Origin of the sequence: Cryobacterium gelidum, assembly GCF_004403985.1 — a bacterium.
In the GTDB taxonomy this organism is placed as follows: domain Bacteria; phylum Actinomycetota; class Actinomycetes; order Actinomycetales; family Microbacteriaceae; genus Cryobacterium; species Cryobacterium gelidum.
Genome location: NZ_SOHL01000016.1, coordinates 93392 through 118308, shown reverse-complemented (window position 1 = coordinate 118308; position 24917 = coordinate 93392). Strand labels below are relative to the sequence as shown.

Genomic DNA, 24917 nt, shown 5'->3' with positions numbered 1-24917 from the left:
AGGGCCCCGACCGATTGCGATCGAGGCCCCGTGGGAGTACGTGCGGACTACGCCAGACGCGCCTGCAGGTTCTCTGCGATCGAGGCAAGGAACTCCTCGGTGGTCTGGTAGCCCTGGTCCGGGCCGACCAGGAGCGCGAGGTCCTTCGTCATCATGCCGCTCTCCACGGTCTTGATGACGACGTCTTCGAGGGTCAACGCGAACTCGGCCAGGGCCGGGTTGTTGTCGAGCTTCGCCCGGTGCGAGAGGCCGCGGGTCCAGGCGTAGATCGACGCGATCGGGTTGGTCGAGGTGGGCTTGCCGAGCTGGTGCTGACGGTAGTGTCGCGTCACCGTGCCATGGGCGGCCTCCGCTTCGACGACCGTGCCGTCGGGGGTCGAGAGCACGCTGGTCATGAGGCCGAGCGAACCGAAGCCCTGGGCCACGGTGTCGGACTGGACGTCACCGTCGTAGTTCTTGCAGGCCCAGAGGTAGCCGCCCTCCCACTTCATGGCGGAGGCGACCATGTCATCGATCAAACGGTGCTCGTAGGTCAGTCCCGCCGCGTCGAAGGCGGCCTTGAACTCGGTGTCGAAAATGTCCTGAAAGATGTCCTTGAAGCGACCGTCGTAGGCTTTGAGAATCGTGTTCTTGGTCGAGAGGTAGACCGGCACCTTGCGCTCGAGGCCGTAATTCAGCGAGGCGCGTGCGAAGTCGATGATCGATGAATCGAGGTTGTACATGCCCATGGCTACACCGTCGCCCGGGGCCTGGAAGACCTCAAACGTGGACGGCGCGCTGCCGTCCTGCGGCGTGAAGGTCATGCTGAGCGTGCCCTTGCCCTTGAACCGAAAGTTGGTGGCCTTGTACTGGTCGCCGTAGGCGTGGCGGCCGATGATGATCGGCTTGTTCCAGCCCGGCACGAGGCGAGGGATGTTGGAGATGATAATGGGCTCGCGAAAGATGGTGCCGCCGAGGATGTTGCGAATGGTGCCGTTCGGCGAGAGCCACATTTGCTTCAGGCCGAATTCCTCCACCCGCGCTTCGTCGGGGGTGATGGTGGCGCACTTCACGCCAACGCCATGCTTTTGAATGGCGTGTGCGGCGTCGATCGTAATCTGGTCGTTGGTCTCGTCGCGCTTTTGAATCGAGAGGTCGTAGTACTCAAGGTCGATGTCGAGGTACGGGTGAATCAGCGTTTCTTTGATGGCGTGCCAGATGATGCGGGTCATCTCGTCGCCATCGAGCTCGACAACTGTTCCCTCAACCGTGATCTTCGACAAAAATTTCTCCTCTGTACTCAGTAAGGCCCTCACGGCCATCGTCTACCTTACTAGAGGCTCACAACTATCTTGACATCGAGATAAATCGGGCAGGTGAATTGCCGGGGTCAAACACTCCCGCGACTATCGACTACCCCGGCCGCACGTTAGCCTGATCACATGGGTGAGCTGACGCTGGAAGAATTATCCGCACGAAACATCGTCGCGGCCAACTCCTTGAGCCTGAAACCAGGCCAGGAACAATTCATTGCGCCGGTCTCGTATTCGGTCGCAGCTTCGGTGATCAACCCGGCCACATCGTGGCAGCGTGTGGTGCTTCTGGACGGCATCGTCGCCGGTTTCATCCACGGCAATTTCGACCCCAACTCCGAGCACGAAGAGTTTCGCGCCTGCATCTGGCGCATCAACGTCAACGCCGACACACAGGGCCAGGGCGTCGGCAAGTACGCCGCCGAGGCGCTCGCCGCCGAAGCCCGTGACCGTGGTTTCGACCACGTCAACGTCATCTGGGAACCCGGCACCGACGGTCCGGAGGCCTTCTTCCACCGCCTGGGATTTGTCGATGTCGGCGAGACCCAGTACGGCGAAGTCATCGGATCGCTGAAGCTCTGACCCCGGGATGACCACGACCGAGCCCGACGACTTCGTGTCCCGGGTGCTTGGTGTGGTTGATTCCATTCCACCGGGCCGTGTGATGACCTATGGCGGCGTGGCCGCGCAACTCGGCTCCCGCGCCGCCCGCGCTGTCGGCCAGGTCATGGCGCGCTACGGCTTTGAGGTGGCGTGGTGGCGCGTGATTCGCGCTGGCGGGCATCCGCCGATCGGGCATGAGGCCGAGGCGCTGCCGCACTACCGCGCCGAGAACACGCCACTGCTCGCGTCACCCACTGATACCGCGGCTGCAATCAGCAGAGCGGCGACCACCCTGGCGGCAGATACCAGCGCAGCGGATACCGCCTACCGGGTCGACTACGCCGCCGCCCGCTGGTCGCCGCGCGTGTAGCGCCCACAGTTCGGGCTCGGGTTCAGAGCCGCTTTTCGCCGGGTTCAGGGACCGGTTCGGCCGCGCCCCGTTTTGCGCATGCGGGGTCGGTGTGGGTGGGCTCACTGCGGGAGGCGTCACACTGCTCATCGTCTGGCAGCCTTTCTGCTGGGGTAGGTGCCGAAGGAACAGAAGTCCGGCTTCAGCATCTCGCACCTCTCCAGATCGCACTAGTGACGAAGGACCCGAGTTGTCGGCAGTGGCTCCGCGATGGTTAGCGCCGTTCGATCGCCGTTCGGGCACCCAAGGAGAAGCCGGGAGGTCCGCGCTTGTACACCCTGCTGGCGCGGTGCTAGCGTGCTTGCATGCAGAGCGATCCGGTCGTCACCAACCCGCAGTTCTATCGCGTGATCTTCGAGAACGAACGGGTACGCGTCCTCGAATATCTGGACCGACCCGGCGACGAATCGACGCCGCATCGGCATCCCGACAGCGTCATGTTCACCCTGACCGCATTCCGCCGACGTCTCTCCTCCGGCGGCCGGTTCATCGACGTCGACCTGCCGGAGGGCGTCGCGCGCTGGCTCCCCGCCCAGGAGCATTCCGGGGCGAATACCGGCGAAACGGACACGCACACCATTTTTGTGGAGCTCAAGGAACCCGCTCCTCATCCGCTCCCGGCCGGGGCCCCCGAACAACTCGGTCCCGTGCCCGACTAGCGGCTACACCAGGGAGTCGCGCCACGCGGCGTGCATCGTCGCAAATCGGCCGGTGCCCGCGATGAGGTCGTGCGGGGCGCCGTCCTCCACGATGCGGCCGTGTTCCATCACGAGCACGCGGTTGGCAATGGCCACAGTCGACAGGCGGTGGGCGATGATCACGGCCGTGCGATCGTGCAGCAGTGTCTGCAGCGCCTCCTGCACGAGCCGTTCGCTCGGAATATCGAGCGATGACGTGGCCTCATCGAGGATGAGTACAGCCGGGTTGGCGAGAAAAGCGCGCGCAAACGAGATCAGCTGGCGCTGGCCAGCCGACACTCGCCCGCCACGCTTGTTCACGTCGGTGTCGTACCCACTCGGCAGGCTCTCGATGAAGTCGTGGGCACCGACGGCTGCGGCGGCAGCGCGAATCTCCCGCGCCGAGGCATCCGGTTTGCCGATGGCGATATTCTCGGCGACCGACCCGCTGAACAGGTATGCCTCCTGGGTGACCATGACAATCGCGCGCCGCAGGTCCCTGGGGTGCAGGTCACGCAGGTCGACGTCGTCGAGACGCACCCGGCCATCCGTCGGGTCGTAGAACCGGCTCATGAGCTTGGCGAGCGTCGATTTGCCCGCTCCGGTCGACCCGACCAGGGCGATGGTCTGCCCGGCCGGAATATCGAGGTCGAAGTGCGGGAGAATCTCCCGGTCGGCCTGGTAGGCGAACTGCACGTTCTCGAAGCGCACCCGACCGCGAGCCTCCCAGAGATCGACCGGAGCAACCGGATCGGGTACGCCGGGGCGTTCCTCGAGCACACCCGAGATCTTCTCGAGCGCCGCCGCGGCCGACTGGTAAGAGTTGTAGAACATCGCCATCTCCTCCATCGGGTCGAAGAACCGGCGAGTGTAGAGCAGCGTCGCGAGCAGCGCACCGATCGCAAGCTGGCCGTCGGCCACCCGGAAACCGCCGACGAGCAGCACAGCGGCGACCGTGACATTGCCGATGAGCACGAGCCCCGGATCGAAGACCCCGAACAGTTGGATGACACGCGCGTTGACCTGGCGATAGCTTTCGACGAGTGTGCCGAACACCGATTCGTTGTGCTTCTCGGTGCGGAACGCCTTGACGGCGCGAATGCCGGTCATTGTTTCGACGAACCGCACAATCAGGCTTGCCGACGCGACCCGAGACTGCCGAAACAGGCTCTGCGAGCGCACCTGGAACCAGCGGGTGAGAATGACCAGTGGCAGCAGCGCGCACAGCAGCACGAGTCCACTGGTTCCGTCGAGCAGCACCAGGGCGATCGCGGTGAATGACATATAGAGGAGGCCCTGCACGAGCTGGTTGATGCCGGAGTCGAGCAGTTCCCGAATGGCATCGAGGTCGCTGGTCTGGCGTGAAATGATGCGGCCAGAGGTGTAGGACTCGTGAAACTCGAGGCTGAGCTTCTGCGTGTGCAGGAACACCCGCTTGCGCAGGTCGATCAGCACCGCCTGGCTCACCCGGGCGCTCAACACGGTGTACCAAGCGATCAGCAGCGCACCGAGCACTCCGGCGACGAGGTAGATGGCGCCGGCCGCGGCGAGCGGCATCCAGTCCTGCTTGAGCAATGCGGGCAAGCCACGGTCGATGCCGAAGGCGACGAGCGCCGGGCCGGCCACCTGAGCGGCGGTCGAGACGACGACCACGAGCATGGCGAGCACAACCTTGCCGCGCACCGGCAGCAGCAGCGAGCCGAGCAGCCGCAGGGAACGCGCCCGAATCTGCTTGCTTTCGGCCTTGCTGAAGTCGTGGCGTTCTTCGCCGGTCACACCGGTGACGGTCACAGCTTTTTCTCCGCTCGGTTCGATTCTCTGCGTTCTTCGTCCTCCAGGCTGGAGATGACGAAGGTGTAGTGTGCGCTGGTACGAAGCAGCTCGGAGTGCGTGCCGACGGCGGTGATGCGGCCGTCTTCGAGCAGCGCTACCCGGTCGGCGAGCATGACCGTCGACGGTCGGTGCGCCACGATGAGCGCGGTGGTGTCGACGAGCACCTCGCGCAGCGCGTTCTCGACGAGCGATTCGGTGTTCACGTCGAGCGCCGACAGCGGGTCGTCGAGGATGAGCACCGACGGTCGGGCGGCGACTGCGCGGGCGAGCGCGAGACGCTGTCGCTGCCCGCCGGACAGGCTCATGCCTTCCTCGCCGACGAGGGTGTCGACGCCGAGTGGCAGGTCGTAGACGAACCCGGCCTGCGCGATCTGCAGGGCTTGAGCGAGCGCGGCATCCGCTTCGGGGCTGGTAGCGAACAAATCGGCGCGACCCAGCAGCACGTTGTCACGAACGGATGCCGAGAACAGGGTGGCATCCTCGAACGCCATCGCGAGGTGGCTGCGCAGTTCTTCGCGGCCGAGTGCACGCACGTCGACACCGTCGAGCGTCACGGCGCCCGAGGTCACGTCATAGAGGCGGGTCGTGAGGGCCGTGAGCGTGGACTTGCCCGAACCGGTGAGGCCGACGAGCGCCATGGTCTCCCCCGGATCGAGCACGAGATCGATGCCGTTGAGCAGGTCGGGAAAGCGCTCCGGCGAGTCCGGGTAGCGAAAGTGCACGTTGTCGAACGCGAGGCGCCCGAGCGGCGCGGCGAGTGTGGCCGGGTGCGCCGGGTCGGTGATCTCGTTGGGGGTGTCGAGAATGTCAAAATACCGGTCGGTCGCGGTGCGCGCGTCGAAGGTCATCGACAGCAGGAATCCGATCGATTCCACCGGAAACCGCAGCACGGTCGCCGTCGCGAAGAACGCCAGCAGCTCGCCGCCGCTGAGCTCTCCCTGGCTGGTGAGCCAGACGCCGGTTACGAGGCAGAGCGCGAACGCCACGTCGGGCACGAGCAGCAACCAAAGCCAGATCCCGGCGATGGCGCGTGCCTTCTCGATCTCGGTGCCGCGCAGGCTTTCCGCCTGCGCGGCGAAGTTCTTCAGCGCGAACGATCCACGTCCGAACGCTTTGAGCACACGGATGCCGTGCACGGACTCCTCGACGGCGGTCGCAAGGTCACCGGCCTGATCCTGGCTGCGCCGGGCGATCACCGAGTATTTCTCCTCGAAGACGTAGCCGTAGATCCAGATCGGGATGGAGCAGACCACGAAGATCACGCCGAGCAGCCAGTGCATCCAGAGCAGAATGACGACGCCGACGACGATGGTGAGAAAGTTGACCACCAGCAGCACGAGCCCGAACGATACCCAGCGGCGAATGAGGTTGAGGTCGCTCACGGCGCGGGAGAGCAGCTGCCCGCTCGGCCAGCGGTCATGGAAGCTCACCGGCAGATCCTGCAGCCGGGCGTACAGGTGATTGCGCATGCGCGCCTCGATATGGGTGCCCGGGGTGAGCACAAACCAGCGGCGCAGGGCGATCATGATCGCCTCGAGCACGCCGAGTCCGAGAACTATCCACACGGCTGGCCAGATCTGTACGGCACTGTCGCCGTTCCCCACCGCGCTGAGCGGGCCGTCGACGAGCCAGGCCAGCACCTGGGGAATGACCAGTGCGACGAGTCCCGCGAGAAGCGCTGCCACCATGCCGAGGTAGATGCGGGGCAGGGCCGGTTTGGCATAGGGGTAGAGCCGTTGCAGGCTGCGAAAAGTGTTGGCCCGTGCGGCAGAGTTCGACGGGGGTGGAGACGAGTGGGGCGGATGCGCCGGTGCGGCGGTGGTGGTCATGGTCCAGTCCTGAATGCGGTGCGGCCGCGCCCCGGGTTGCGGGGGGCGGCGGATGATTCTGGTCGCCGAATCTGAGTGGCACCGGCGACAGGGGACGTACGAATGGCGGCGTGCGGCGCGAGTGCGACGAACGAGTCAGCGGGCAGTTGCGGACTGCCCCTGCGGTAGCGGCGAGCGGATGCTCCTCGGCCGGAACCGAATAATACCGGGGCACTACGCCGAGCTGGGCACGGGAACGGCTAGTCGACGAGGGACACGACGGCGGCGTAGAACGGGGCAAACAAGCCAAAGTGTGCGCCGTCGTTCGCGTTCGTCGCGAGCGTGATCGGTGCTGTCTTTGTCATGTCTGCCTCCTGGGCGCCTCAAGGATTACGTGTCTCATGCCCCCCGGATCAGGCAGCCTTCCAGACTATGGCGAGCCGGGGCCAGAACGCAAGGTCTTTTCTTGCCGAGAGCATCCGTTGGCCGTCACGGCGTCCACGCCCCGAGCGCCGAACTACCCGATAACGCGCGTTTTCCGAGCGCGGCGTCACGTAGTCTGAAGTCTGCGCTCGTCTTCGGCAGGGCCATGCCCTGCGCGCTCGCCCCGTTGGAAGGACTCTTCATGCTGCCCACCCTGTTCGGGATCGATTTTCTCGACTCTGACTGGCTGATCCACTCGTTTGGATCATTCGTGTTGCTCGGCGTCGCGGCGGTTGTCTTCATCGAGACCGGATTCATCGTGCTGTCGTTCATGCCGGGCGATTCGCTGCTGTTCACCGTCGGCCTGCTCACCGCGACCGGCGTCGTGCCGCTGCCGATCTGGGTGACCTGCCTGGTCGTGTTCGCGGCCGCATTCGCCGGCGACCAGCTTGCCTATGCCATCGGTCGAAAAGCAGGCCCCTCGGTCTTCTCCCGAGAGAAGAACCGCTTCTTCAACCCGCAGAACGTCGAGCGTACCAACGCCTTCTTCGCCAAGCACGGCGGCAAGTCCATCATCCTGGCTCGCTTTCTGCCCGTCTTTCGTGCCTTCGTGCCGGTCGCCGCTGGCGTCGGCAGGATGCGCTACCGCAGCTTCGTGGCATACAACGCTATCGGCGCCTTCGCCTGGGGCGTCGGCCTCACCCTGGTCGGATTCTTCCTCGGCCAGTTCGCGTTCGTCGCGACCTACTCAGAATTCTTCATCATCGGCATCATCCTGCTCTCCGGGATCCCGATTCTCACCGAACTGGCCAAGGCTGCACGCACGACGCTCAGGGAGCGTCGTGCGTCCGCACGAGTGCTGCCGACGATCCCGTCGGATCTGCGCGAATAGCCCGGCGTTACCGAGCCGCGTTCAGGCGTGCCGCGGCGAGCAGTTCGGCGGCCGCGAGGGTCGTGCTCTGGTTCGCGCGGGCATCCGTGAAAATCTGCGTCAGCACGGAGCCGATCGCCGCAACGCGCTCGGTGATCTGCTCGAGGTCGGCGTTCGGCTCGCTCGCCATGGAGAGGTAGACGACGCCGCCGGCGTTGACAACGAAATCCGGTGCCCAGAGGATGCCTCGCGCGTCCAGCTGGGCGGCCCCTGCTCCGAACGCGAGCTGGTTATTGGCCGCGCCGCAGACACCGAGAACGTTCAACTCCGCGATCACGGACGCGGTCAGCACGCCGCCGAGGCCGCACGGCACGAACACGTCGCCGCGCACCCGGTGCGCATCGGCGACCGACACCCACGTAGCGCCGAGCTCGTCGGCGAGCGCGCGTTTGTCGGGGTTGATGTCGGTGACGGTGAGGGTCGCACCAGCGGCGGCGAGGGCCGTGGCCAGGCGTCCGCCCACCTGGCCGAGGCCCGAGATGATCAGGTGGCGGCCGCGCACCTCGCGGCTGCCGAACAGGGCTTCGAGGGTGGATTCAATGCTCGCGTACACGCCGGCTGCGGTGGCATCCGCTGGCTCACCGACGCCGCCGCTCGCGGCGGGCAGTCCGCAGACGTGGTTCGTGCGTTCGGCCACGATGGCCATAAGCTCGGCGCTCGTGCCGACGTCCTCGGCCGTCATGTAGGCGCCATTCAGGCTCTCGATGGCGTCGCCGAGGTCGAGCATCGCCAGACGTTTCTCAGCGTCCGTCAGTACCGTGCCGAGCGGCAGGTAGATGACGGATTTACCACCGCCGCGGTGCAGACCGGCGGCCGCGTTTTTCAGGGTCATGGCGGCGGAGAGCCGCAGGGCGTCAGCGACCGCGTCGGTCCAGCTCGCGTACTGCCATAGGCGGGCGCCGCCGAGGGCCTGGCCGAGACGGGCGGAATGTACGGCCACCGTGATCATCAGCCCTGACCGTTCCCCCTTCGTGATCAGCACTTTTTCATGGGAAAGTGGAATCTGCGCGAGGGAATCGAGAGCAGCGCCTGGGTGCGTGAGGGTCATGGAAACTCCATTGTTCCGGGCCTTGTGGGCCGAGTGCGGCGGCGCCGGTGTGTGGCACCGCCTCGATCAGGATACCCAAAGCTGGCACCCGGGGGAACAGCTGCGCTGCGCGCTGCTGGCACGCGAATTCCACACGCGGATTCACCTCCCCCGCCGCCAGGACGGATACCCGGGTGTGACCCTAGTGGAAGAAGTGACGCTCTCCCGTGAAGTACATCGAGACCCCCGCCGCGGTCGCCGCGGCGATGACCTCGGCGTCCCGCACCGATCCGCCGGGCTGTACGACGGCCGCGATGCCGGCGTCGAGCAGCACCTCGAGTCCGTCAGCGAAGGGGAAGAACGCGTCAGACGCGGCGACCGATCCCTCGGCGCGTTCGCCGGCGCGGCTCACAGCGAGGTGGCAGGAGTCGACCCGGTTGACCTGACCCATACCAACGCCAACGGACGCCCCGGCGTGCGCGAGCAGAATAGCATTCGACTTCACGGAACGGCACGACTTCCACGCGAATTCGAGATCGGCCCGGGTGGCGGCGTCCACTTCGCGGCCGGCAACGAGGGTCCAGCCGGCCGAGCTGAAGCCGTCGAAGCTGTCGGTCTCCTGCACGAGCAGGCCACCCGAGATCTGGTGCAGTTCGAGCGAGGAACGCTCGTAGTCGGCGGGCAGCTCGAGCAGGCGAATGTTTTTCTTCTTGGTGAGCAGTTCAACCGCTGCCGGCTCGAAGCCGGGGGCGACGAGCACCTCGGTGAAGATCTCGCTAATGGTTTCGGCCATGCCGAGGGTGACAACGCGGTTCGCGGCGATCACGCCGCCGAACGCGGAGATCGGGTCGCAGGCGTGGGCGCGCAGGTGCGCGGAGGCGATGGCATCCGGTGCGTTGGGCTTGGCAACGGCGATTCCGCAGGGGTTGGCGTGCTTGACGATGGCGACGGCCGGCTCACTGAAGTCGAAGGCGGCGCGCACAGCGGCATCCGCGTCGACGTAGTTGTTATACGACATTTCCTTGCCGTGCAGCTGCCGGGCCTGTGCGATGCCGCGGCCGCCTTCGCCGACGTAGAGCGCGGCGGCCTGGTGCGAGTTCTCGCCGTACCGCAGTATTGCGTCGCGGGTGACCTCGATGCCCAGTCCCGCGGGAAACGGCGACTCGTCGTCGTCCTCTTCTTCGGCGGCCCCGAACGTGACGTCCTCGTCGAGGGCCTCGAAGTCGTCCTGCCACTGGTCGTAGACGTTCTCGGTGAACCAGGCCGACACGCTCAGGTCGTAGTCGGCGGTGTGCTCGAAGGCGAGCGAGGCGAGCTTCTGGCGCAACTTGAGTGTGGAGCCGCCGGCGGTGACGGCTTCGATGATCTCGCTGTAGTTGCCCGGGTCGACGACGATGGCCACGTTGGCGTGGTTTTTAGCAGATGCCCGCACGAGGGCCGGTCCGCCAATGTCGATCTGCTCGATCACGTCGGCCGGCTCGGCGCCGCTCTGGGCGGTTTCGACAAACGGGTACAGGTTGACGACGACAAGCTGGAAGGCCTTGATGCCGAGCTCGGTCAGCTGCGCTTCGTGCGTTTCGAGGCGCAGGTCGGCGAGGATGCCGGCGTGCACGCCCGGGTGCAGGGTTTTGACACGGCCGTCGAGCGATTCCGGGAAGCCGGTGACGTCGGAGACGTCGGTCACGTCCATGCCGGCGGCGCGAATGGTCGCCGCGGTGGATCCGGTCGAGACAATTTCGACGCCATCCGCGGTGAGGGCGGCGGCGAGCTCAACCAGGCCGGTCTTGTCGCTCACGGAGATGAGTGCACGCTCGATGGTGATCTGGTCCCGGTCACGGTACGAGCTGGGCGCGCTGGTGTGAGCGATCATGCGTTGCTGTTCTCCTTGAGGTTCATGTGTCCGTTGGCGATGTCGAGCACGGCCTGGATGAGCAGGCGTCTTTCGACGATCTTGATGCGATGCTGCAGGGAAGTCTCGGTGTCTCCGGGTAGAACGTCGACGCGCTCCTGCACCAGGATGGGGCCCGCGTCGACACCGTTGTCGACCACGATGATGCTCGCTCCGGTCTGTCTTACGCCAGCGGCCAGGGCGTCGCGCACGGCGTGCGCGCCAGGAAATTCGGGGAGGTAGGCCGGGTGCGTGTTGATCAGGTTCGGCGACAGGGCGGCGACCACGCGCGGCGGCAGCAGGCGCATCAGGCCGCTGAGTACGACCAGGTCGGGCTGCCACTGCTGAATCTGCGCGAGCAGTTCGTCGCCCCAGGCCGCACGGTCGGCGAAGGAGGAGAACGGAACCGAGAAGGCCGGGATGCCGAATTCGGCGCCGAGTTCGAGGCCGTCCGCGTCGCGGTCGGCGCCGATGGCCACGATTCGCGCCGGAAATTCGGCGTCTTCCGACGCCTCCAGCAGGGCTCGCAGGTTGGATCCTCCGCCGGAGATCAACACGACAATAGACAGCACGGTCTGAGCTTACCGTTTGGCTCGGCGTACCGAGGGGAACCGCACTCGGCCGGCGAGCAGGCCGAGGGCCGCGGCCACCCCGATTTCGGCGGCGGCGAGCGCGCCGACCAACAGCGGATTCGGACCGACCTCGACCAGGCGGCCGGGGCCGATCGCTCCGGCCGACGACCAGGCGAGCAGGCCGAGGAGCGCTCCACTAACGAGCCCAATGCCGAGACCGGTGAGGACCTGTTCGAGGGTGGTGCGTTCGGGCACCCCGGGGCGATCCAGCCACTGCCGGGTCACGACGCCGAACACGAAACCAATAAGCACGGGCACGAGCAGCCCGAGAAAGCCGTAGGCGGGGGTGCCCTGCGGCAGCAGGCCGAACAGGGGCAGGCCGGGCAGTGTTCCCACGATGGTGCCGATCGGCGAGACGGAGGTTCCGACGCCCATCGCGATACCGGGCCCAACAAACCAGGCGCTGGCCCAGATCACGAAGTTGGGAATGAGCGCGAGCTGGGCGAGGGTGATGGTGGCGCCACCGAAAACGCCGGCCTGCACCGCTTCATAAAGCCCGATGATGGTCGCGTAGTTGACCGCGATCAGCACGGCCACGGCCACGCCTGACACGACCAACACTCCCGCGGCGGCCGCTGTTCCGCCGCGCAGTGCGCCCTCGATGAGGGTGCGAGCGTTCTGCGGTATGCGTTGATACGAAGAACGGATGCCGCGACTCACCCGATCAAGGCCCGCTGCAGCTACCGCAGTCTTGCGCCGCCCCAGTTCCGCCCCAATGAGAACTCCGGCGGAATAGATGAGCGTCGGCAGAAGGAGACCCTGCAGTTGGTTGGGTTGGACCGTTTCCGACATCGCGGACAGCGTCACGAGCGCGGCCAGAATGGCGTAGGTAGCCACGGCGACGCCGACGCCGGTCCAGCGGTGCGGGGTTTCGGCGGCACGACGACCAGTGTGAACGCCCATCAGCACAGAAAGTATGGTGAAACCGAGCGGCACTACGGAGATCAGAAAGGGAGCGTCCGCGCCGGCCAGGCCGAGCGAGGCGGCAGCGTCGTGGCCGAGTTGCACGGTGAGGTCGACGCCGTTGCCGAGCAGCCAGATATCGGCCGCCGCTCGCCAGAACACGAACCATTCGACCGATAGTTTGAAGTGGGCGGCCCAGAGTATGGTGAGCGGCACCATGGCGACACCGATGCCGATGGCGACAACAAGTATTGCCTCGAGAGCGGCGAGCAGGGCGGTCGTTATGCGATTCATCCGTTGCGAGCCTATCTCGCCGTACCGCCAATGCTCGCCAGCACGCGCCCGATACGCCGAAGGGGCCCGCCGCTAATCGGCGAGCCCCTCAGGACGTGCGTGCTGCTTACAGTGCGGCGAGCGCCTCACGCAGCAGGTTCGCTGCCTCACTCGGCGTCTTGCCGACCTTGACTCCGGCGGCCTCGAGGGCCTCCTTCTTGCCCTGGGCGGTTCCGGCTCCGTCGGAGACGATGGCGCCGGCGTGGCCCATGGTCTTGCCCTCGGGCGCGGTGAAACCGGCCACGTAGCCGATGACCGGCTTTGTGACGTGCGCCTTGATGTACTCGGCGGCCTTCTCTTCAGCGTCGCCGCCGATTTCGCCGATCATGACGATCGCCTTGGTCTCCGGGTCGTTCTCGAACGCCTCGAGCGCGTCGATGTGCGTGGTGCCGATGATGGGGTCGCCACCGATACCGATCGCGGTGGAGAAGCCCAAATCGCGCAGTTCGTACATCATCTGGTAGGTGAGGGTGCCCGACTTGGAGACGAGACCGACCGGGCCCTTGACGGTGATGTTCGCCGGCGTGATGCCGACGAGTGCCTCACCGGGCGTGATGATGCCGGGGCAGTTCGGGCCGATGATGCGGGTCTTGTTGCCTTTTTTGATGGCGTAGGCCCAGAATTCGGCCGAGTCCTGCACGGGAACACCCTCGGTGATGATGACGAGGAGCGGAATCTCGGCGTCGATCGCTTCGATCACGGCGTCCTTGGTGAACACCGGCGGTACGAAGATGATCGACACGTCGGCGCCGGTCTTGGCGACGGCCTCGGCGACGGTACCGAAGACGGGCAGCTCGACCGAGCCGTGCACTACGGTGGTGCCGGCCTTGCGCGCGTTGACGCCACCGACCACCTGGGTACCGGCCTTGAGCATGAGGGCGGTGTGCTTGGTGCCCTCACCTCCGGTGATGCCCTGAACGATGACCTTGGAGTCTTTGTTGAGGAAGATTGACATTCTTGGTTGTCCCTTACTTCGCAGCGTGGGCGAGCTCGGCGGCCTTGGCGGCGCCCTCGTCCATGGTGGCGGCCAGTGTTACGAGCGGGTGGTTCGCCTCGGCGAGGATGCGACGACCCTCCTCGACGTTGTTACCGTCGAGGCGCACCACGAGCGGCTTGTTGGCGCTCGAACCGAGCTCGGCGAGCGCGCCGACGATGCCCTTGGCAACGGCGTCACAGGCGGTGATGCCGCCGAAGACGTTGACGAACACGCTCTTGACCTGCGGGTCACCGAGGATGACGTCAAGTCCGGCGGCCATCACCTCAGCGGATGCTCCGCCCCCGATGTCGAGGAAGTTGGCCGGCTTGACGCTGCCGAAGTTCTCGCCGGCATAAGCGACGACGTCGAGGGTGCTCATGACGAGCCCTGCGCCGTTGCCGATGATGCCGACTTCACCGTCGAGCTTGACGTAGTTGAGGCCGGCAGCCTTGGCTTTGGCTTCGAGCGGGTCGGCCGCGGCGGCGTCCTCGAGGAGGGCATGCCGGGGGTGACGGAAGTCGGCGTTCTCGTCGATCGTGACCTTGCCGTCGAGCGCGATGATGTCGCCCTCTTCGGTGAGTACGAGGGGGTTGACCTCAACCAGGGTCGCGTCCTCACCCGTGAATACGTTGTAGAGCTTGACGAAAACCGGGGCGACCTTATCGACGAGCTCCGCCGGGAACTTCGCGTCGATGGCGATCTGCTTCGCCACCGCCAGGTCGATGCCGATCATCGGGTCGACGGCCGTGTAGGCGAGCGCTTCGGGCTTCTCGACGGCGAGAACTTCGATCTCCACGCCCCCCTCGTAGCTGGCGAGCGACAGGTAGGAACGGTTCGAACGGTCCAGCAGCACGGAGAAGTAGAACTCCGCCTTGATACGGGCTCCGCCGGCCACCATGACGCGGTGAACGGTGTGGCCCTTGATGTCGAGGCCCAGGATTCCCTGGCCAGCGGCCTCGGCGTCTTCCGGAGACTTTGCTACCTTCACGCCGCCGGCCTTGCCGCGGCCACCAACCTTGACCTGCGCCTTGACTACGACAACGCCACCGAGCTTCTCGGCTGCTGCCCGGACGTCGGCGGGGGTGTCCGCGATAATGCCCGGCAGAACCGGCACACCATATTCCTCAAAGAGGTCTCTCGCTTGGTACTCGTAAAGATCCACGCTGCTCTTCCAATCCGCGTCTTGGCGATCACACCGCCGCTGAAGATATATGAGGTTGTTGGTAACGGCAGTCAGCGCCGTGAATTAGCTCGACGTCAAGACATACCGGCCCGTGAAAACTCTATCGCCTGAATCGGGCGTCGGGTCGCACCCGGCGACCTCCCCATACCGGCGCGCGGCCAGGGAATGAGCGCCGAAGGCTAGCCACACCTTGCTAGACGTCGGCCCCGTCAGGTGCTTATCTGGTGTGATGTCCGATCTTATCGAAGCGGTGGAACCGCACACCGCCGGCCTCGCCTCCCGGCTGAACTGGCTGCGCGCCGGTGTTCTGGGCGCGAACGACGGCATCGTCTCCGTCGCCGCCCTCGTCGTTGGTGTTGCGGCAGCGACCACCGATTCCGGTGTCATTCTCATCGCCGGTGTGGCGAGCCTGCTCGCAGGCGCGATTTCGATGGCCCTCGGCGAATACGTGTCGGTCAGCAGCCAGCGCGACTCCGAACGTGCCCTCATCGCCAAGGAGACGTGGGAGCTCGAGAACGAGCCAGCCGAAGAGCTCGCCGAACTGGCTGGATTCTACGTGGCCAAGGGGCTGTCAGCCCAGACGGCGCAGCAGGTTGCCATCGAGCTCACCGAGCATGACGCCCTCGCGGCGCACCTCGAGGTTGAGCTGCACATCACCGCGGACGGCATGTCGAATCCGTGGCACGCGGCCCTTGCATCCGCTGTCGCGTTCACCGTCGGCGCGGCGCTCCCCTTGCTTGCCGTTCTGCTGCCCCCGGCGGAGTGGCGCATCGGTGCCACCTTCTTCGCGGTTCTGGTGGCCCTCGTCACCACCGGTTGGCTGAGCGCTCACCTCGGCGAGAGTCCCAAGCCGCGCGCCATCGCCCGCATCGTGATCGGCGGCATCCTCGCTCTCGCCGTCACCTATGTGATTGGCGCGCTGATCGGCGGCACGGTGTAACTCGGGTTCCTCACCGGCTGTCTCACTATGCTGAAAGCATGGCATCACTGCGCAGCGGAGCTGGCCCAATCTCTCGATCATCGATCATTACCGCGGGCGCGCTCGACGCGGCACTCGTGCTCTTGTTTGCCGTGATTGGTCGACTGAGCCACGGCGAGACCCTGGCCGGCCTAGGCGTGACCTATTGGCCGTTCCTTGGCGGCCTGACCATCGGCTGGCTACTGCTGCGCGCCTGGCGCCACCCGCGCAACATCGTCTGGACCGGCCTCGGCGTCTGGATCGCGGCCGTCGTCGGTGGCCTCCTGCTGCGCCTGGCCAGCGGCCAGGGCGTTCAACTCAGTTTCGCGATCGTCACCACCATCGTGCTCGGCGTGTTTCTGCTCGGCTGGCGTGCCATCGCCGTGATCGTGTCCCGCGCTTCTCGCCAGCGGATGCCCACCGCCGCCTGATCTGCGTGAATCAGACGGCAGCGTCCGCAGCACAGCAGGTATCCGCCGGGTCCGGCGCACAGACCGCCTAGTCGGCCTGGCGTAAACCCGGAGTTGCGAGCAACTGGCCATCACGCAGCACCGCGAGCACGTCGATGGCGAACCGCGCCGTTATGTCGGCCAACGTCTCCGCGCCGCCCGCCACGATCGCCGTCGCGAGCACGTCAGCCGTGACGATGTCGGCGGCAAACACGCTCACCTGGCGAAACGGCGAAGGCTCGTTTCGTTCCGTCCAGATGTGTTCGCCGCGTTCCGCGCTGCCCGACGTGGCCACGGCCCGAAGCGGATGCCGCAGCGGCACGCGCGCCATCACGTCACCTCGATCGTCCGGATCGACGATCGCCACGACCCACTCGGCATGCACGCTGACCGCTGCCGGAGCTGTTCCGCGATGCCCGGTCGGCGTCGCATGGTCGGCGGGCTCTGTCTCGTCGTACCGGTCCCCCGGCACGCCGCCGACCAGGACGTCACCGCCCGCGTTGATCGACCAGTTGGTGAGGCCGCTGAGGCGAAGGGCCCCTCCGGCTTCGGCGATGGCGAGCGCCTTGACCACACCCGACAGGTCGATCACCTTATCCGCCCGATGCGGCGTGAACACCCCCTGGGTGCGGTCCCGCCAGTCCAGCGCAAGGGCATAGCAGTTGCGCAGGCTTGCACTGGCGTCAGTCAACCGGAGCTCGCCGCGCGCGACTCGACTCAACTCCGAGTCTGCCCGGTACAGGCTGAACTGCTCGTGCCATCGACGGAACACGGTCTCGACGAGCTGCGCGGCCTCGGCCCGGGCCGTGTCACCCAACGCGGTCGCGGCTTCGGCGAGTCGCAGACTCACGATCGTGCCCATGGTCGCGAAGGTGGGCACGGGCATCGGTGCGAAATCCTTGCACATCGTCGGCGCCCTAGAACCCGGCCGTATCGAGGGCTGACTGCAGCGACCGCAGGTAGCCTTCGCTCGTATAGGTGGCACCGCTGACGTTGTGCACGCTCGCCGACTGGGCGGAGAGCACCTCGGAGCGGAGAATCGGTGCGGCCTGGCTACTGATTGCTACCGATCGGCCTCCCCGGTTGGTCAGCTGCAGCGGTGTGACCTCATTGATCGTTCCGTTGGCGATGGTCACCGACACCTGCATGTCGCCGAACTGGGTGTGAATCACCGAGCCGGTGAAGGTTCCAGACGGAGCCGACGACACGGTCGCGGTGGACGCAGCGGCGGTCCCGGTGGACGCAGCGGCGGCCGCGGTGGACGCAGCGGCGGCCGGGGCAACTCGCGCGGTCGCGGCCGTCGTGGTGCCCGTGTTCGAGGCGGTCAGGCTCTGCGAGGCATCGATCGACTGCGATCCCAGATGCCAGCCGATGCCGACGATCGAGACGGAGGCCAGGGCGGCCAGGGCGACTGCGCGTGCTCTCACCAGTCGAACCTTTCATAGTGGATCTGCTTCTTGGGCACCCCGCCGGCGCGGGCATCGCGGACGACGGCGTCGGTCCACGGGCGGGGGCCGCAGATGTAGATGTCGGATTGTCCCAGTTCGGGCACGATCGTGCGCAGGGTCAGGCCTGCCCGGGCGGCATCCGCTGGCAGCCAGGTACTGACTCCCTTGGGCCGGTGGCCGGCGAGGATGCGCAGCTCGGCGCCGCGCGCACGGCAGAGATCGGTGAGTTCGTCGACCAGATAGGTGTCTCCGATGGCGTGTGAGCGCAGCAGTACGGTGGCATGGCCCGGCGCGAAGGACACCGTTTCCAGCAGCGAGCGAATGGGGGCGACGCCGATGCCGGCGGCGATCAGTACGACGCGAGGCGAGGTGCGTGCGTTCTCGGTGAACAGCCCATAGGGGCCTTCGAAACTCACCCGTGTGCCGCGCGGAACCCGGGGCAGCTCGGCCGACGCGTCGCCGAGGCCACGCACGGTAATGCGCAGCGTGCGTCCGTTCGGGGCGGCCGACAGCGAGAACGGATGCGCCTGCCACCACAGTCCGGCAGACCAGAACCGCCAGATGAAGAACTGGCCGCTCGTGGCCCCGAGCAGGTCGAGCCGACGCCCGACGAGGCTGATCGACACGACGCCGGGCGCCACCTGCTCGATGCTCGCCACGCGCAGTTGGTGCCGCAGCGACCGCACGACCGGCAGCACGAACCGAAACATGATGATGGACCCGGCGACGGCCGCATACAGGGCCAGCCAGTAGTACCGGGCGATAGCGCCCTCGCTGAGCAGGCCACCAACGCTCAGCTGGTGCGGGATGGCCACGAGCACCGCGAGGTAGGCGAGCAGGTGCACGGCGTGCCAGGCCTCGTAGCGAAACCGCCGGCGCACCACCACGAGCGAGGTGATCACGACGCCGATCATGAGGGCGAGGCCGAGAAACGCGAGCGGCATGTCCGGCAGGGTCGTGAACATGTTCCAAACCTCGAGGAGCACATTCGTGTTTTCGGCGAGCGCATACCCGGTCACGAGCAGCGCGGCATGGCCGAGGATGAGATACAGGGCCGGCTTGCCGAGCGACTGGTGCACGGCCATAGCCTGGTCATGCCCGAAAGCGCGATCGATCGGGGGCAGCCGCGCGGCCAGCACGAGCATGACGAGCAGCATGTTGGTGCCGACGAGGCCGGCGACGATTCCGAGGGAGGTGAAAGCCCCCGCGGGGGTGCCGAACTTGGCAGCTCCCCCGTCGGCGAGAAAGATGGCGATGACGATGGCGACCGATGCAACGCAGAGAATCTGCAGGTTATCAGCCAGGCGCATCCGCTTCGTGTAAGCCGGGTGCGGTGACGCCGTGCGCGTGCGGTGCGTGGGTGCAGCACCGGTTCGAGTGGTGCGCGTGTCGAGGCTCATGGGTAGAGCATCGGCCGGGCGCCCATCGAACTGCTATGGATAAGCTGTGAACAGTCTGTGTGTCACCAATGCCCCGAGCGCTACCGCAACGGGCACGCTAGATCTTTTCGATCGGCGCGATCTTGATCAGCAGTTTCTTGGCGCCGGCGGTGTCGAACTGCACGTGCGCGATGCGCTTGGTGCCCTCGCCGGTGACCTGGTTGACCCGGCCCTCACCAAAGTCATGATGACGGATGCGGTCACCCGCGGTCAGTTCGAGGGCGCCGTTGTCGCGCACCGTTCCGGTGATCTTGTTCGCCCACTCGGTCTTCGGCTTGCCCGGCGGCAGGCCGGCCTGGGCGCTGTTGCTGCCACTGGTCGAACCATTGCCCGACCCGCTGAGCGAATTACCGAAGCCACCGAATCCCCCTTCGCGGCGCGCATTGAGGGCACGCGGCTGGGTGCCACCGTGGGAATTAGCCGTGCCGGGTGACTGCTTCCAGTCGATCAGCTCGGCCGGAATCTCCTGCAGGTAACGGCTCGGCATGGCCACGTTGATGTTTCCGAATTGCGCGCGGGTCATGGCCAGCGAGAGGTAGAGCCGTTGGCGCGCCCGGGTGATGCCCACGTAGAACAGGCGTCGTTCTTCGGCCGGGCCGCCAGGCTCGTTCGCCGACATTTGGTGCGGCAGCAGCCCCTCCTCGACGCCGGTGAGAAAAACCGCCTCATATTCGAGGCCCTTCGCGGTGTGCAGGGTCATCAGCGAAACCGTGCCAGAGGCGTCGTCGAGGTCGTCGGCCGCGGCCACGAGTGAGACCTGAGTCAGAAAATCGACGAGACCGCCGTCGGGGTTCTCCTTGTTGAAGTCCTTGGTTTGCGCGACGAGCTCCTCGATGTTCTCGGCGCGCGCCTCGTCTTGCGGGTCTCGGCTGCCCCGCAGCACGGCGAGCAGGCCGCTGCCGGCGAGCAGAAACTCAAGCACCTCGGAGACGTTGGAACCACCAATCGGGACACCGTCGCCGGTGACCCTGGTCGGCACGAGCATGAGGGCGGCGGCGTCGAGCAGCTCAGCCAGTTTCAGGATGGCGCCGGTCACCTTGGGGCCGAGGCCGAGTGCGGCGGAGTTGCGCATGGCCTGGCGAAAGGTGAGCCCGTTATCGTCGGCGAAGCTCGACAGCCCGGTCTCGGTGGCCGGGCCGATACCGCGCTTGGGGGTGTTCAAGATGCGGCGGAGGGCCAGTTCGTCGACCGGGTTGGCGACGGCGATGAGGTAGGCCAGGGCATCTTTGATCTCGGCCCGCTCGTAGAACTTGGTGCCACCGACCACCCGGTACGGCGTGGCCGAGCGCACCAGGATCTCTTCGAGTGCTCGGGTCTGCGCGTTGGTGCGATAGAACACCGCCATGTCGCGGTAGGCCATGCCGGCGCTGTGCAGTACCTGAATCTCGTCGGAGACGAACTGGGCCTCGTCGTGCCCGGAATAGGCGGTGTAGCCGATGATCTTCTCGCCGTCACCGCCGGCGCTCCACAACTTTTTGTCGGTGCGGTCGAAGTTGTGGCCGATGACCGCGTTCGCCGCCGAAAGAATGTTCTGGGTTGACCGGTAATTCTGCTCGAGCAGAATCACCTTCGCGCCCGGGTAGTCCCGTTCGAACCCGCTGATGTTGCGTGTGTCCGCCCCGCGAAAGGCGTAGATTGACTGGTCGGAGTCGCCGACCACGGTGAGCGAGGCCCCGGGAATGGCTCCAGTGGCGTCGCGTAGGTTGCGCACGTGCACACCGTCGTCTTCCATCTCCTGGGCGAGTTCGGCGGCGACCGGCCGGGTGAGCTCGTGCACGAGGGCGTACTGGGCGTGGTTGGTGTCCTGGTATTCGTCGACCAGCAGGTGCCGAAACCGGCGCCGGTAGAGCGCGGCGACCTTGGGGAATGCGCGGAACAGATAGACGGTCTCGCCGATGAGGTCGTCGAAGTCGAGCGCGCTCGCGGCGCGCAGCCGGGCGGAATACTGTCGAAAGATCTCGACAAACATGACTTCCTGCGGGTCGCTCATGTTCGCGTTGCGCGCGTAGGAATCGGCGTCGGCGAGCTCATTTTTAAGCTTGGAAATCTTGGCGCCGGCCGATCCGGGCGTGAACCCGTAGGTGTCGGCGTCGAGAGCCTTGATGATGCGCTTGAGGGTGACCCTGCTGTCGGCCGAGTCGTAGATGCTGAACGTGCTCGACAGGCCGATCTTGTCGGCCTCGCGGCGCAGGATGCGCACGCAGGAGGAGTGGAAGGTGCTGATCCACATTCCGTCGGAGGCCTGGCCGAGAATGGCGTGCACCCGCTCCCGCATTTCGGCAGCGGCCTTGTTGGTGAAGGTAATGGCGAGAATCTGGCTCGGCCAGGCATCGCGGGTTTCGAGCAGGCTCGCCACCCGCCGAGTGAGCACGCTGGTCTTGCCCGAGCCGGCGCCGGCGATGATGAGCAGTGCCTGGCCGCGATACTCGACGGCCTCTTTCTGCTGCGGGTTGAGCCCGTCGAGCAGGGGGCTCTGTTCGCGTACCCCCATGCCCGCATACCCGATGGAATCGAGAATGATCGGCGTGGCCGAACGAGTTGTGCTGGCGGGCGCGGATTCCGCGTTGAGAGGTGTGGTCATGACGCTCTCCAGTGTAGGCGAGGCCCCTGACAGGCAGGCCGATCAGCGCCGTTCGTCGCGCACGTGCACGGCAAGATCGGGGTGATCGGCGAAGACGCCGTCGATACCGGAGTCGAGAATGACGCGAAACTCCGACTGCCAGTGCCCGAAATTCGCCTGGCGGGTGCCGCTCCGAAACGTCGGCGCGAGAAACCTATTTTCCGGGCGCAGGGTCCAGCAGTAAATTTCGAGCCCTGCGTTGTGGGCATCATCGACCAGAGCGGATGCCCCGACAACGTCACCCCCGTCATCCGTTTCGAGAATGAGCGATTTCGGAACGCTGATGCCGTCGATGCTTTCAGGCCCGGCGGCGAGGTTCGCAAGCCCGTCGGGCGTGAGGTGGTCGGTGTAAGGCAGCGCCCCGGCTCCGTACTCGGCGACTTGGTCAGCCGGGTGCCCCCGGTCTTCGAGCAGAAAGATCCGCTTGCCGCGCACACCCTCGGCCCGCACCCGGGCGAGCACGCTCGGTTCAAAGCTTTCCACGGTGAGTCGGTCGGTGTTCCAGCCGGCCGCACAGACCTCGGCGGCGAACAGTTCGGCCAGGGGCAGGTCGAGTCCCGCAAAATAGTTGGCGTGCTTGATCTCAGCGACGATGCCGAGCACCCGGTCGGTCCGCTCGGCCGCGGCATCGACGAGGTCGAACAGGTCGCGCAGTCGCAGAATCGGCTGCTGGCCGTCGAAGGTCGCGTTGTTCTGCCGCAGCCTCGGCAGCCTTTCGCGGGCACGCAGGGTGCTCAGTTCGGCCCAGGTGAAGTCCTCCGTGAACCAACCGGTGACCGGCCTGCCATCAATGTGTTTCTCGGTGCGACGAGCGGCGAATTCGGCGCGAGTGGCGACATCCGTTGTGCCGGAGATCTCATTTTCGTGGCGAATGACGAGTACGCCGTCACGGGTCGCGACCAGGTCGGGTTCGACGGCGTCGGCGCCGAGTGCGAACGCGAGCCCGAACGCGCCGCGGGTGTGCTCGGGCCGGTGACCGCTTGCCCCGCGGTGGCCAATGACGATCGGTTGCATGGTTGCAGGCTAACCGCGCCCACAGAACGGATGCTGAGGACCGCTATCCGCTGATAGCGGAACGTCTGCAAATGCCGCCTGGAATGCTGCAAATCGGCTGATCCCCAGCACATTCGAACGCGCTCTCCGGTACCTTTGAGGAAGTGCCGCACCAGGCGCTGCGCGTCGGCTAGCCTGCGCGCACCCGTTACTCCTCCAGCTGATTGTGAGTACAGCAACACATGGCATCCTCCAACCCCGCTTTCTCCCGCAACGAAGCGTTCGGCGCTCGTGGCGCAGTGGCGTCGTCGCAGGCCCTCTCTGACAACGATCTACAGTCGATGTACAACCGGCCCGCCGCCGGTGCGCAGGACACCGAACGCATGACCTATGAAGACACCATCACCAAGACCGGGATTGCCTTCGCGGTTCTGATCGTCGGTGCCGCCCTCGGCTGGGTTGTTCCGATACTGCTGATCCCCGGAGCCATTGTCGGCCTTGTCCTCGGCCTCGTGAACACCTTCAAGAAGGAGCCGTCTCCGGCCCTGATTCTGGCATTTGCTGCAGCCCAGGGACTCTTCGTCGGCGGCATTTCCGTAACGTTTAACAGCCTGTACGACGGGATCGTCACCCAAGCCATTCTCGCCACGCTCGTGGTGGTCGGCGTGACTCTAGCCTTGTTCCGAAGCGGCAAGATTCGCGCCTCGAAGAAGGCCACCAAGATCTTCACGATCGCGATCATCGGTTACAGCGTGTTCTCGCTGATCAACTTCGGTCTCATGATGTTTGGTGCGGTCGACGGCAGCTTCGGCCTGCGCAGCGGCCCGGTCGGCATCGCCATTGGACTCCTGGCCGTAGTTCTGGCCGCGTACTCACTCGTGCTCGACTTCGACTTCATCCAGAAGGGCGTCAACAACCGCGCCCCCCGCAAGTACGGCTGGAGCGCCGCCTTCGGCATCGTACTGACCGTCGTCTGGCTGTACGTGGAACTGCTGCGCATTTTCGCCATCCTTCGCGGCGAGTAGCACTTTCCAAAGACATAGAAAAGCACCTCCGTCGTTAGGACGGGGGTGCTTTTCCGTTCCCGTGGCACATCACACTGTGGTTGGCTTAAGTAATGAGTTTCACTGACCTGCACGCGCTGCTCCCGCTCGAAGCAAACGGTATGAACGCCGCGTTCGGCTATATCGGCAGCGCCATCGTGCTCCTCGGCCTCGCCTGGGTGGTCATCCTCGCTATTCGTCGCTACCTCAAGGCTCCCAAAGACTGATCGACAGGGCGAGGACAGCGCCGCCGTCAGCTGAGGCACCGTCTGAGCTAACCCTGTTCGCGGACGGCGCTGTGGTGCGGCAACGCGAAGCCTCCGTTGGGAGCGCTTCCTCAACCTTCTTCGCGGTCCGGTCGGAATCGATATCCCATTCCAGATTCGGTAAGCAGATACCGGGGGTTTCGGGGATCGGGTTCGATTTTCTTCCGAAGTTGGGCGATGTAGAGGCGGAGGTATCCCGTGTCGGTGATGTGTTCTGATCCCCAGATTTCGGTGAGGAGGCTTTGGCGGGAGACGAGATTACCCGCATTTCGCACGAGGATATCGAGGACTCGCCATTCCGTCGGGGTCAGCCGCACGAGCTCGGGCCCGCTGGGCGTTGTCCGCGTGATGCTTTTGGCCGCGAGATCGATGGCGATGTCCGCGATTCGTGTGAACGAGGTACACCACGGCGGCAACGGCCAGCGCCGCGGCGAGCAGATCGAAGAAGATCACAGCTTCTCGACCCCCCACCCGATGACGCCGACCAGCGCGAACACGACAATGATGCCGAGCACGTAAACAATGTCAAGCACAATTCACTCCATCTGGAGAAGGATGACGCGACACCCGAAGCGGGGCACGACGGCCGCAGGGGCACGACAATCGAGTAGACACCCTCGTTCTCGACCAAACGGCCGCCCTAACGGAATCCATACAGGAATTCGACGAAACCTAACGACCTCTGCACCCTGTAGACCGAAAGCCAGGACCACTGCGGCAAGCTGTCCAGAGGCGCCGCCCCGGAACGCGCAACCCAAATCGCAGCTTGGTATCAACCGTATT

General features: G+C 65.6%; 23 protein-coding genes and 1 pseudogene. 9 read left to right on the top strand and 15 right to left on the bottom strand.

What is annotated here, in order from left to right; genetic code table 11:
• Positions 1–47: 47 nt before the first annotated feature.
• Positions 48–1262, bottom strand: coding sequence for an NADP-dependent isocitrate dehydrogenase (locus tag E3T50_RS10855; RefSeq protein ID WP_134463494.1), 1215 nt, complete (start codon positions 1260–1262; stop codon positions 48–50).
• A 159-nt stretch (positions 1263–1421) separates the two neighbouring features.
• Here E3T50_RS10855 and E3T50_RS10850 point away from each other — a divergent pair, with 159 nt between their 5' ends.
• The 3 genes from E3T50_RS10850 (at position 1422) to E3T50_RS10840 (ending at position 2963) form a co-directional block, all read left to right on the top strand.
• Positions 1422–1874 carry a GNAT family N-acetyltransferase gene (locus E3T50_RS10850; RefSeq protein WP_134463492.1) on the top strand — a complete coding sequence of 151 codons (453 nt, stop codon included), beginning with the start codon at positions 1422–1424 and terminating at the stop codon, positions 1872–1874.
• Positions 1875–1881: 7 nt separating this feature from the next.
• A complete protein-coding gene (locus tag E3T50_RS10845) occupies positions 1882–2265 on the top strand; it encodes an MGMT family protein (RefSeq protein WP_134551821.1) in 384 nt (127 codons plus the stop codon).
• A 344-nt stretch (positions 2266–2609) separates the two neighbouring features.
• The gene (locus E3T50_RS10840; RefSeq protein ID WP_134551820.1) at positions 2610–2963 is read left to right on the top strand and encodes a cupin domain-containing protein; all 354 of its coding nucleotides are present in this window, start codon (positions 2610–2612) and stop codon (positions 2961–2963) included.
• A 3-nt stretch (positions 2964–2966) separates the two neighbouring features.
• Here E3T50_RS10840 and E3T50_RS10835 read toward each other — a convergent pair whose 3' ends face one another.
• Together E3T50_RS10835 and E3T50_RS10830 are read right to left on the bottom strand one after the other, a co-directional pair.
• Positions 2967–4772 carry an ABC transporter ATP-binding protein gene (locus E3T50_RS10835; RefSeq protein ID WP_134551819.1) on the bottom strand — a complete coding sequence of 602 codons (1806 nt, stop codon included), beginning with the start codon at positions 4770–4772 and terminating at the stop codon, positions 2967–2969.
• Positions 4769–6643, bottom strand: a complete 1875-nt coding sequence (locus E3T50_RS10830) for an ABC transporter ATP-binding protein (RefSeq protein WP_134551818.1) — start codon at positions 6641–6643, stop codon at positions 4769–4771. The genes E3T50_RS10835 and E3T50_RS10830 overlap by 4 nt, the downstream gene beginning before the upstream one ends.
• Before the next feature lie 445 nt (positions 6644–7088).
• Here E3T50_RS10830 and E3T50_RS10825 point away from each other — a divergent pair, with 445 nt between their 5' ends.
• On the top strand, positions 7089–7937 hold the full coding sequence (locus E3T50_RS10825; RefSeq protein ID WP_241990875.1) for a DedA family protein: 849 nt from the start codon (positions 7089–7091) through the stop codon (positions 7935–7937).
• A gap of 7 nt (positions 7938–7944) precedes the next feature.
• Here E3T50_RS10825 and E3T50_RS10820 read toward each other — a convergent pair whose 3' ends face one another.
• From E3T50_RS10820 to sucC, 6 genes are all read right to left on the bottom strand, one after another.
• The gene (locus E3T50_RS10820) at positions 7945–9024 is read right to left on the bottom strand and encodes a Glu/Leu/Phe/Val dehydrogenase dimerization domain-containing protein (RefSeq protein ID WP_134551817.1); all 1080 of its coding nucleotides are present in this window, start codon (positions 9022–9024) and stop codon (positions 7945–7947) included.
• 181 nt (positions 9025–9205) lie between these two features.
• On the bottom strand, positions 9206–10873 hold the full coding sequence (gene purH / locus E3T50_RS10815) for a bifunctional phosphoribosylaminoimidazolecarboxamide formyltransferase/IMP cyclohydrolase (RefSeq protein WP_134551816.1): 1668 nt from the start codon (positions 10871–10873) through the stop codon (positions 9206–9208).
• The gene (purN, locus tag E3T50_RS10810) at positions 10870–11463 is read right to left on the bottom strand and encodes a phosphoribosylglycinamide formyltransferase (protein WP_134551815.1); all 594 of its coding nucleotides are present in this window, start codon (positions 11461–11463) and stop codon (positions 10870–10872) included. Before purN ends, purH begins: the two co-directional genes overlap by 4 nt.
• Positions 11464–11472: 9 nt before the next feature.
• Positions 11473–12720: a cell division protein PerM gene (locus E3T50_RS10805; RefSeq protein WP_134551814.1), complete on the bottom strand. Its 1248-nt coding sequence runs from the start codon at positions 12718–12720 to the stop codon at positions 11473–11475.
• Positions 12721–12826: 106 nt separating this feature from the next.
• Positions 12827–13714 carry a succinate--CoA ligase subunit alpha gene (sucD, locus tag E3T50_RS10800; RefSeq protein WP_104193334.1) on the bottom strand — a complete coding sequence of 296 codons (888 nt, stop codon included), beginning with the start codon at positions 13712–13714 and terminating at the stop codon, positions 12827–12829.
• Between the two features lie 13 nt (positions 13715–13727).
• Positions 13728–14897, bottom strand: a complete 1170-nt coding sequence (sucC, locus tag E3T50_RS10795; protein ID WP_134463472.1) for an ADP-forming succinate--CoA ligase subunit beta — start codon at positions 14895–14897, stop codon at positions 13728–13730.
• Positions 14898–15147: 250 nt separating this feature from the next.
• Between sucC and E3T50_RS10790 the strand changes: the two genes are divergently transcribed.
• Positions 15148–15858, top strand: a complete 711-nt coding sequence (locus E3T50_RS10790) for a VIT1/CCC1 transporter family protein (protein ID WP_134551813.1) — start codon at positions 15148–15150, stop codon at positions 15856–15858.
• Between the two features lie 38 nt (positions 15859–15896).
• Complete coding sequence (locus E3T50_RS10785) at positions 15897–16307, top strand: DUF3054 domain-containing protein (protein WP_174844751.1); 411 nt, start codon at positions 15897–15899, stop codon at positions 16305–16307.
• 67 nt (positions 16308–16374) lie between these two features.
• Here E3T50_RS10785 and E3T50_RS10780 read toward each other — a convergent pair whose 3' ends face one another.
• From E3T50_RS10780 to E3T50_RS10760, 5 genes are all read right to left on the bottom strand, one after another.
• The gene (locus E3T50_RS10780) at positions 16375–17211 is read right to left on the bottom strand and encodes an FAD:protein FMN transferase (protein WP_241990874.1); all 837 of its coding nucleotides are present in this window, start codon (positions 17209–17211) and stop codon (positions 16375–16377) included.
• 31 nt (positions 17212–17242) lie between these two features.
• Complete coding sequence (locus tag E3T50_RS10775; protein ID WP_198417978.1) at positions 17243–17752, bottom strand: FMN-binding protein; 510 nt, start codon at positions 17750–17752, stop codon at positions 17243–17245.
• The gene (locus E3T50_RS10770) at positions 17749–19173 is read right to left on the bottom strand and encodes a ferredoxin reductase family protein (protein WP_241990873.1); all 1425 of its coding nucleotides are present in this window, start codon (positions 19171–19173) and stop codon (positions 17749–17751) included. Before E3T50_RS10770 ends, E3T50_RS10775 begins: the two co-directional genes overlap by 4 nt.
• A 97-nt stretch (positions 19174–19270) precedes the next feature.
• Positions 19271–21793, bottom strand: a complete 2523-nt coding sequence (locus tag E3T50_RS10765) for an ATP-dependent helicase (RefSeq protein ID WP_134551812.1) — start codon at positions 21791–21793, stop codon at positions 19271–19273.
• Between the two features lie 42 nt (positions 21794–21835).
• The gene (locus E3T50_RS10760) at positions 21836–22846 is read right to left on the bottom strand and encodes a glycerophosphodiester phosphodiesterase family protein (RefSeq protein ID WP_134551811.1); all 1011 of its coding nucleotides are present in this window, start codon (positions 22844–22846) and stop codon (positions 21836–21838) included.
• 221 nt (positions 22847–23067) lie between these two features.
• Here E3T50_RS10760 and E3T50_RS10755 point away from each other — a divergent pair, with 221 nt between their 5' ends.
• Positions 23068–23850 (top strand): Bax inhibitor-1/YccA family protein, encoded by a 783-nt coding sequence (locus E3T50_RS10755; protein ID WP_134551810.1) that lies wholly within the window; start codon positions 23068–23070, stop codon positions 23848–23850.
• Between the two features lie 92 nt (positions 23851–23942).
• A complete protein-coding gene (locus tag E3T50_RS16255; protein ID WP_166783941.1) occupies positions 23943–24095 on the top strand; it encodes a hypothetical protein in 153 nt (50 codons plus the stop codon).
• Between the two features lie 110 nt (positions 24096–24205).
• Here E3T50_RS16255 and E3T50_RS10750 read toward each other — a convergent pair.
• Positions 24206–24514 (bottom strand): annotated as a pseudogene (locus E3T50_RS10750) (winged helix-turn-helix domain-containing protein); the annotation flags it as partial.
• On the opposite strand from E3T50_RS10750, the gene E3T50_RS16250 reads away from it, so the two are divergent.
• Positions 24510–24653, top strand: coding sequence for a hypothetical protein (locus E3T50_RS16250; protein ID WP_166784274.1), 144 nt, complete (start codon positions 24510–24512; stop codon positions 24651–24653). The pseudogene E3T50_RS10750 and the gene E3T50_RS16250 sit on opposite strands and share 5 nt — an antisense overlap.
• Positions 24654–24917 lie beyond the last annotated feature (264 nt).

What these genes read in the sequence shown, in the direction of transcription:
- E3T50_RS10850 (WP_134463492.1), top strand. Translation starts at nt 1,422, where the DNA reads ATGGGTGAGCTGACGCTGGAAGAATTATCCGCACGAAACATCGTCGCG.
- E3T50_RS10845 (WP_134551821.1), top strand. Translation starts at nt 1,882, where the DNA reads ATGACCACGACCGAGCCCGACGACTTCGTGTCCCGGGTGCTTGGTGTG.
- E3T50_RS10840 (WP_134551820.1), top strand. Translation starts at nt 2,610, where the DNA reads ATGCAGAGCGATCCGGTCGTCACCAACCCGCAGTTCTATCGCGTGATC.
- E3T50_RS10830 (WP_134551818.1), bottom strand. Translation starts at nt 6,643, where the DNA reads ATGACCACCACCGCCGCACCGGCGCATCCGCCCCACTCGTCTCCACCC.
- E3T50_RS10820 (WP_134551817.1), bottom strand. Translation starts at nt 9,024, where the DNA reads ATGACCCTCACGCACCCAGGCGCTGCTCTCGATTCCCTCGCGCAGATT.
- purH (WP_134551816.1), bottom strand. Translation starts at nt 10,873, where the DNA reads ATGATCGCTCACACCAGCGCGCCCAGCTCGTACCGTGACCGGGACCAG.
- E3T50_RS10805 (WP_134551814.1), bottom strand. Translation starts at nt 12,720, where the DNA reads ATGAATCGCATAACGACCGCCCTGCTCGCCGCTCTCGAGGCAATACTT.
- sucD (WP_104193334.1), bottom strand. Translation starts at nt 13,714, where the DNA reads ATGTCAATCTTCCTCAACAAAGACTCCAAGGTCATCGTTCAGGGCATC.
- E3T50_RS10790 (WP_134551813.1), top strand. Translation starts at nt 15,148, where the DNA reads ATGTCCGATCTTATCGAAGCGGTGGAACCGCACACCGCCGGCCTCGCC.
- E3T50_RS10785 (WP_174844751.1), top strand. Translation starts at nt 15,897, where the DNA reads ATGGCATCACTGCGCAGCGGAGCTGGCCCAATCTCTCGATCATCGATC.
- E3T50_RS10780 (WP_241990874.1), bottom strand. Translation starts at nt 17,211, where the DNA reads ATGCCCGTGCCCACCTTCGCGACCATGGGCACGATCGTGAGTCTGCGA.
- E3T50_RS10770 (WP_241990873.1), bottom strand. Translation starts at nt 19,173, where the DNA reads ATGAGCCTCGACACGCGCACCACTCGAACCGGTGCTGCACCCACGCAC.
- E3T50_RS10765 (WP_134551812.1), bottom strand. Translation starts at nt 21,793, where the DNA reads ATGACCACACCTCTCAACGCGGAATCCGCGCCCGCCAGCACAACTCGT.
- E3T50_RS10760 (WP_134551811.1), bottom strand. Translation starts at nt 22,846, where the DNA reads ATGCAACCGATCGTCATTGGCCACCGCGGGGCAAGCGGTCACCGGCCC.
- E3T50_RS10755 (WP_134551810.1), top strand. Translation starts at nt 23,068, where the DNA reads ATGGCATCCTCCAACCCCGCTTTCTCCCGCAACGAAGCGTTCGGCGCT.
- E3T50_RS16255 (WP_166783941.1), top strand. Translation starts at nt 23,943, where the DNA reads ATGAGTTTCACTGACCTGCACGCGCTGCTCCCGCTCGAAGCAAACGGT.
- E3T50_RS16250 (WP_166784274.1), top strand. Translation starts at nt 24,510, where the DNA reads ATGTCCGCGATTCGTGTGAACGAGGTACACCACGGCGGCAACGGCCAG.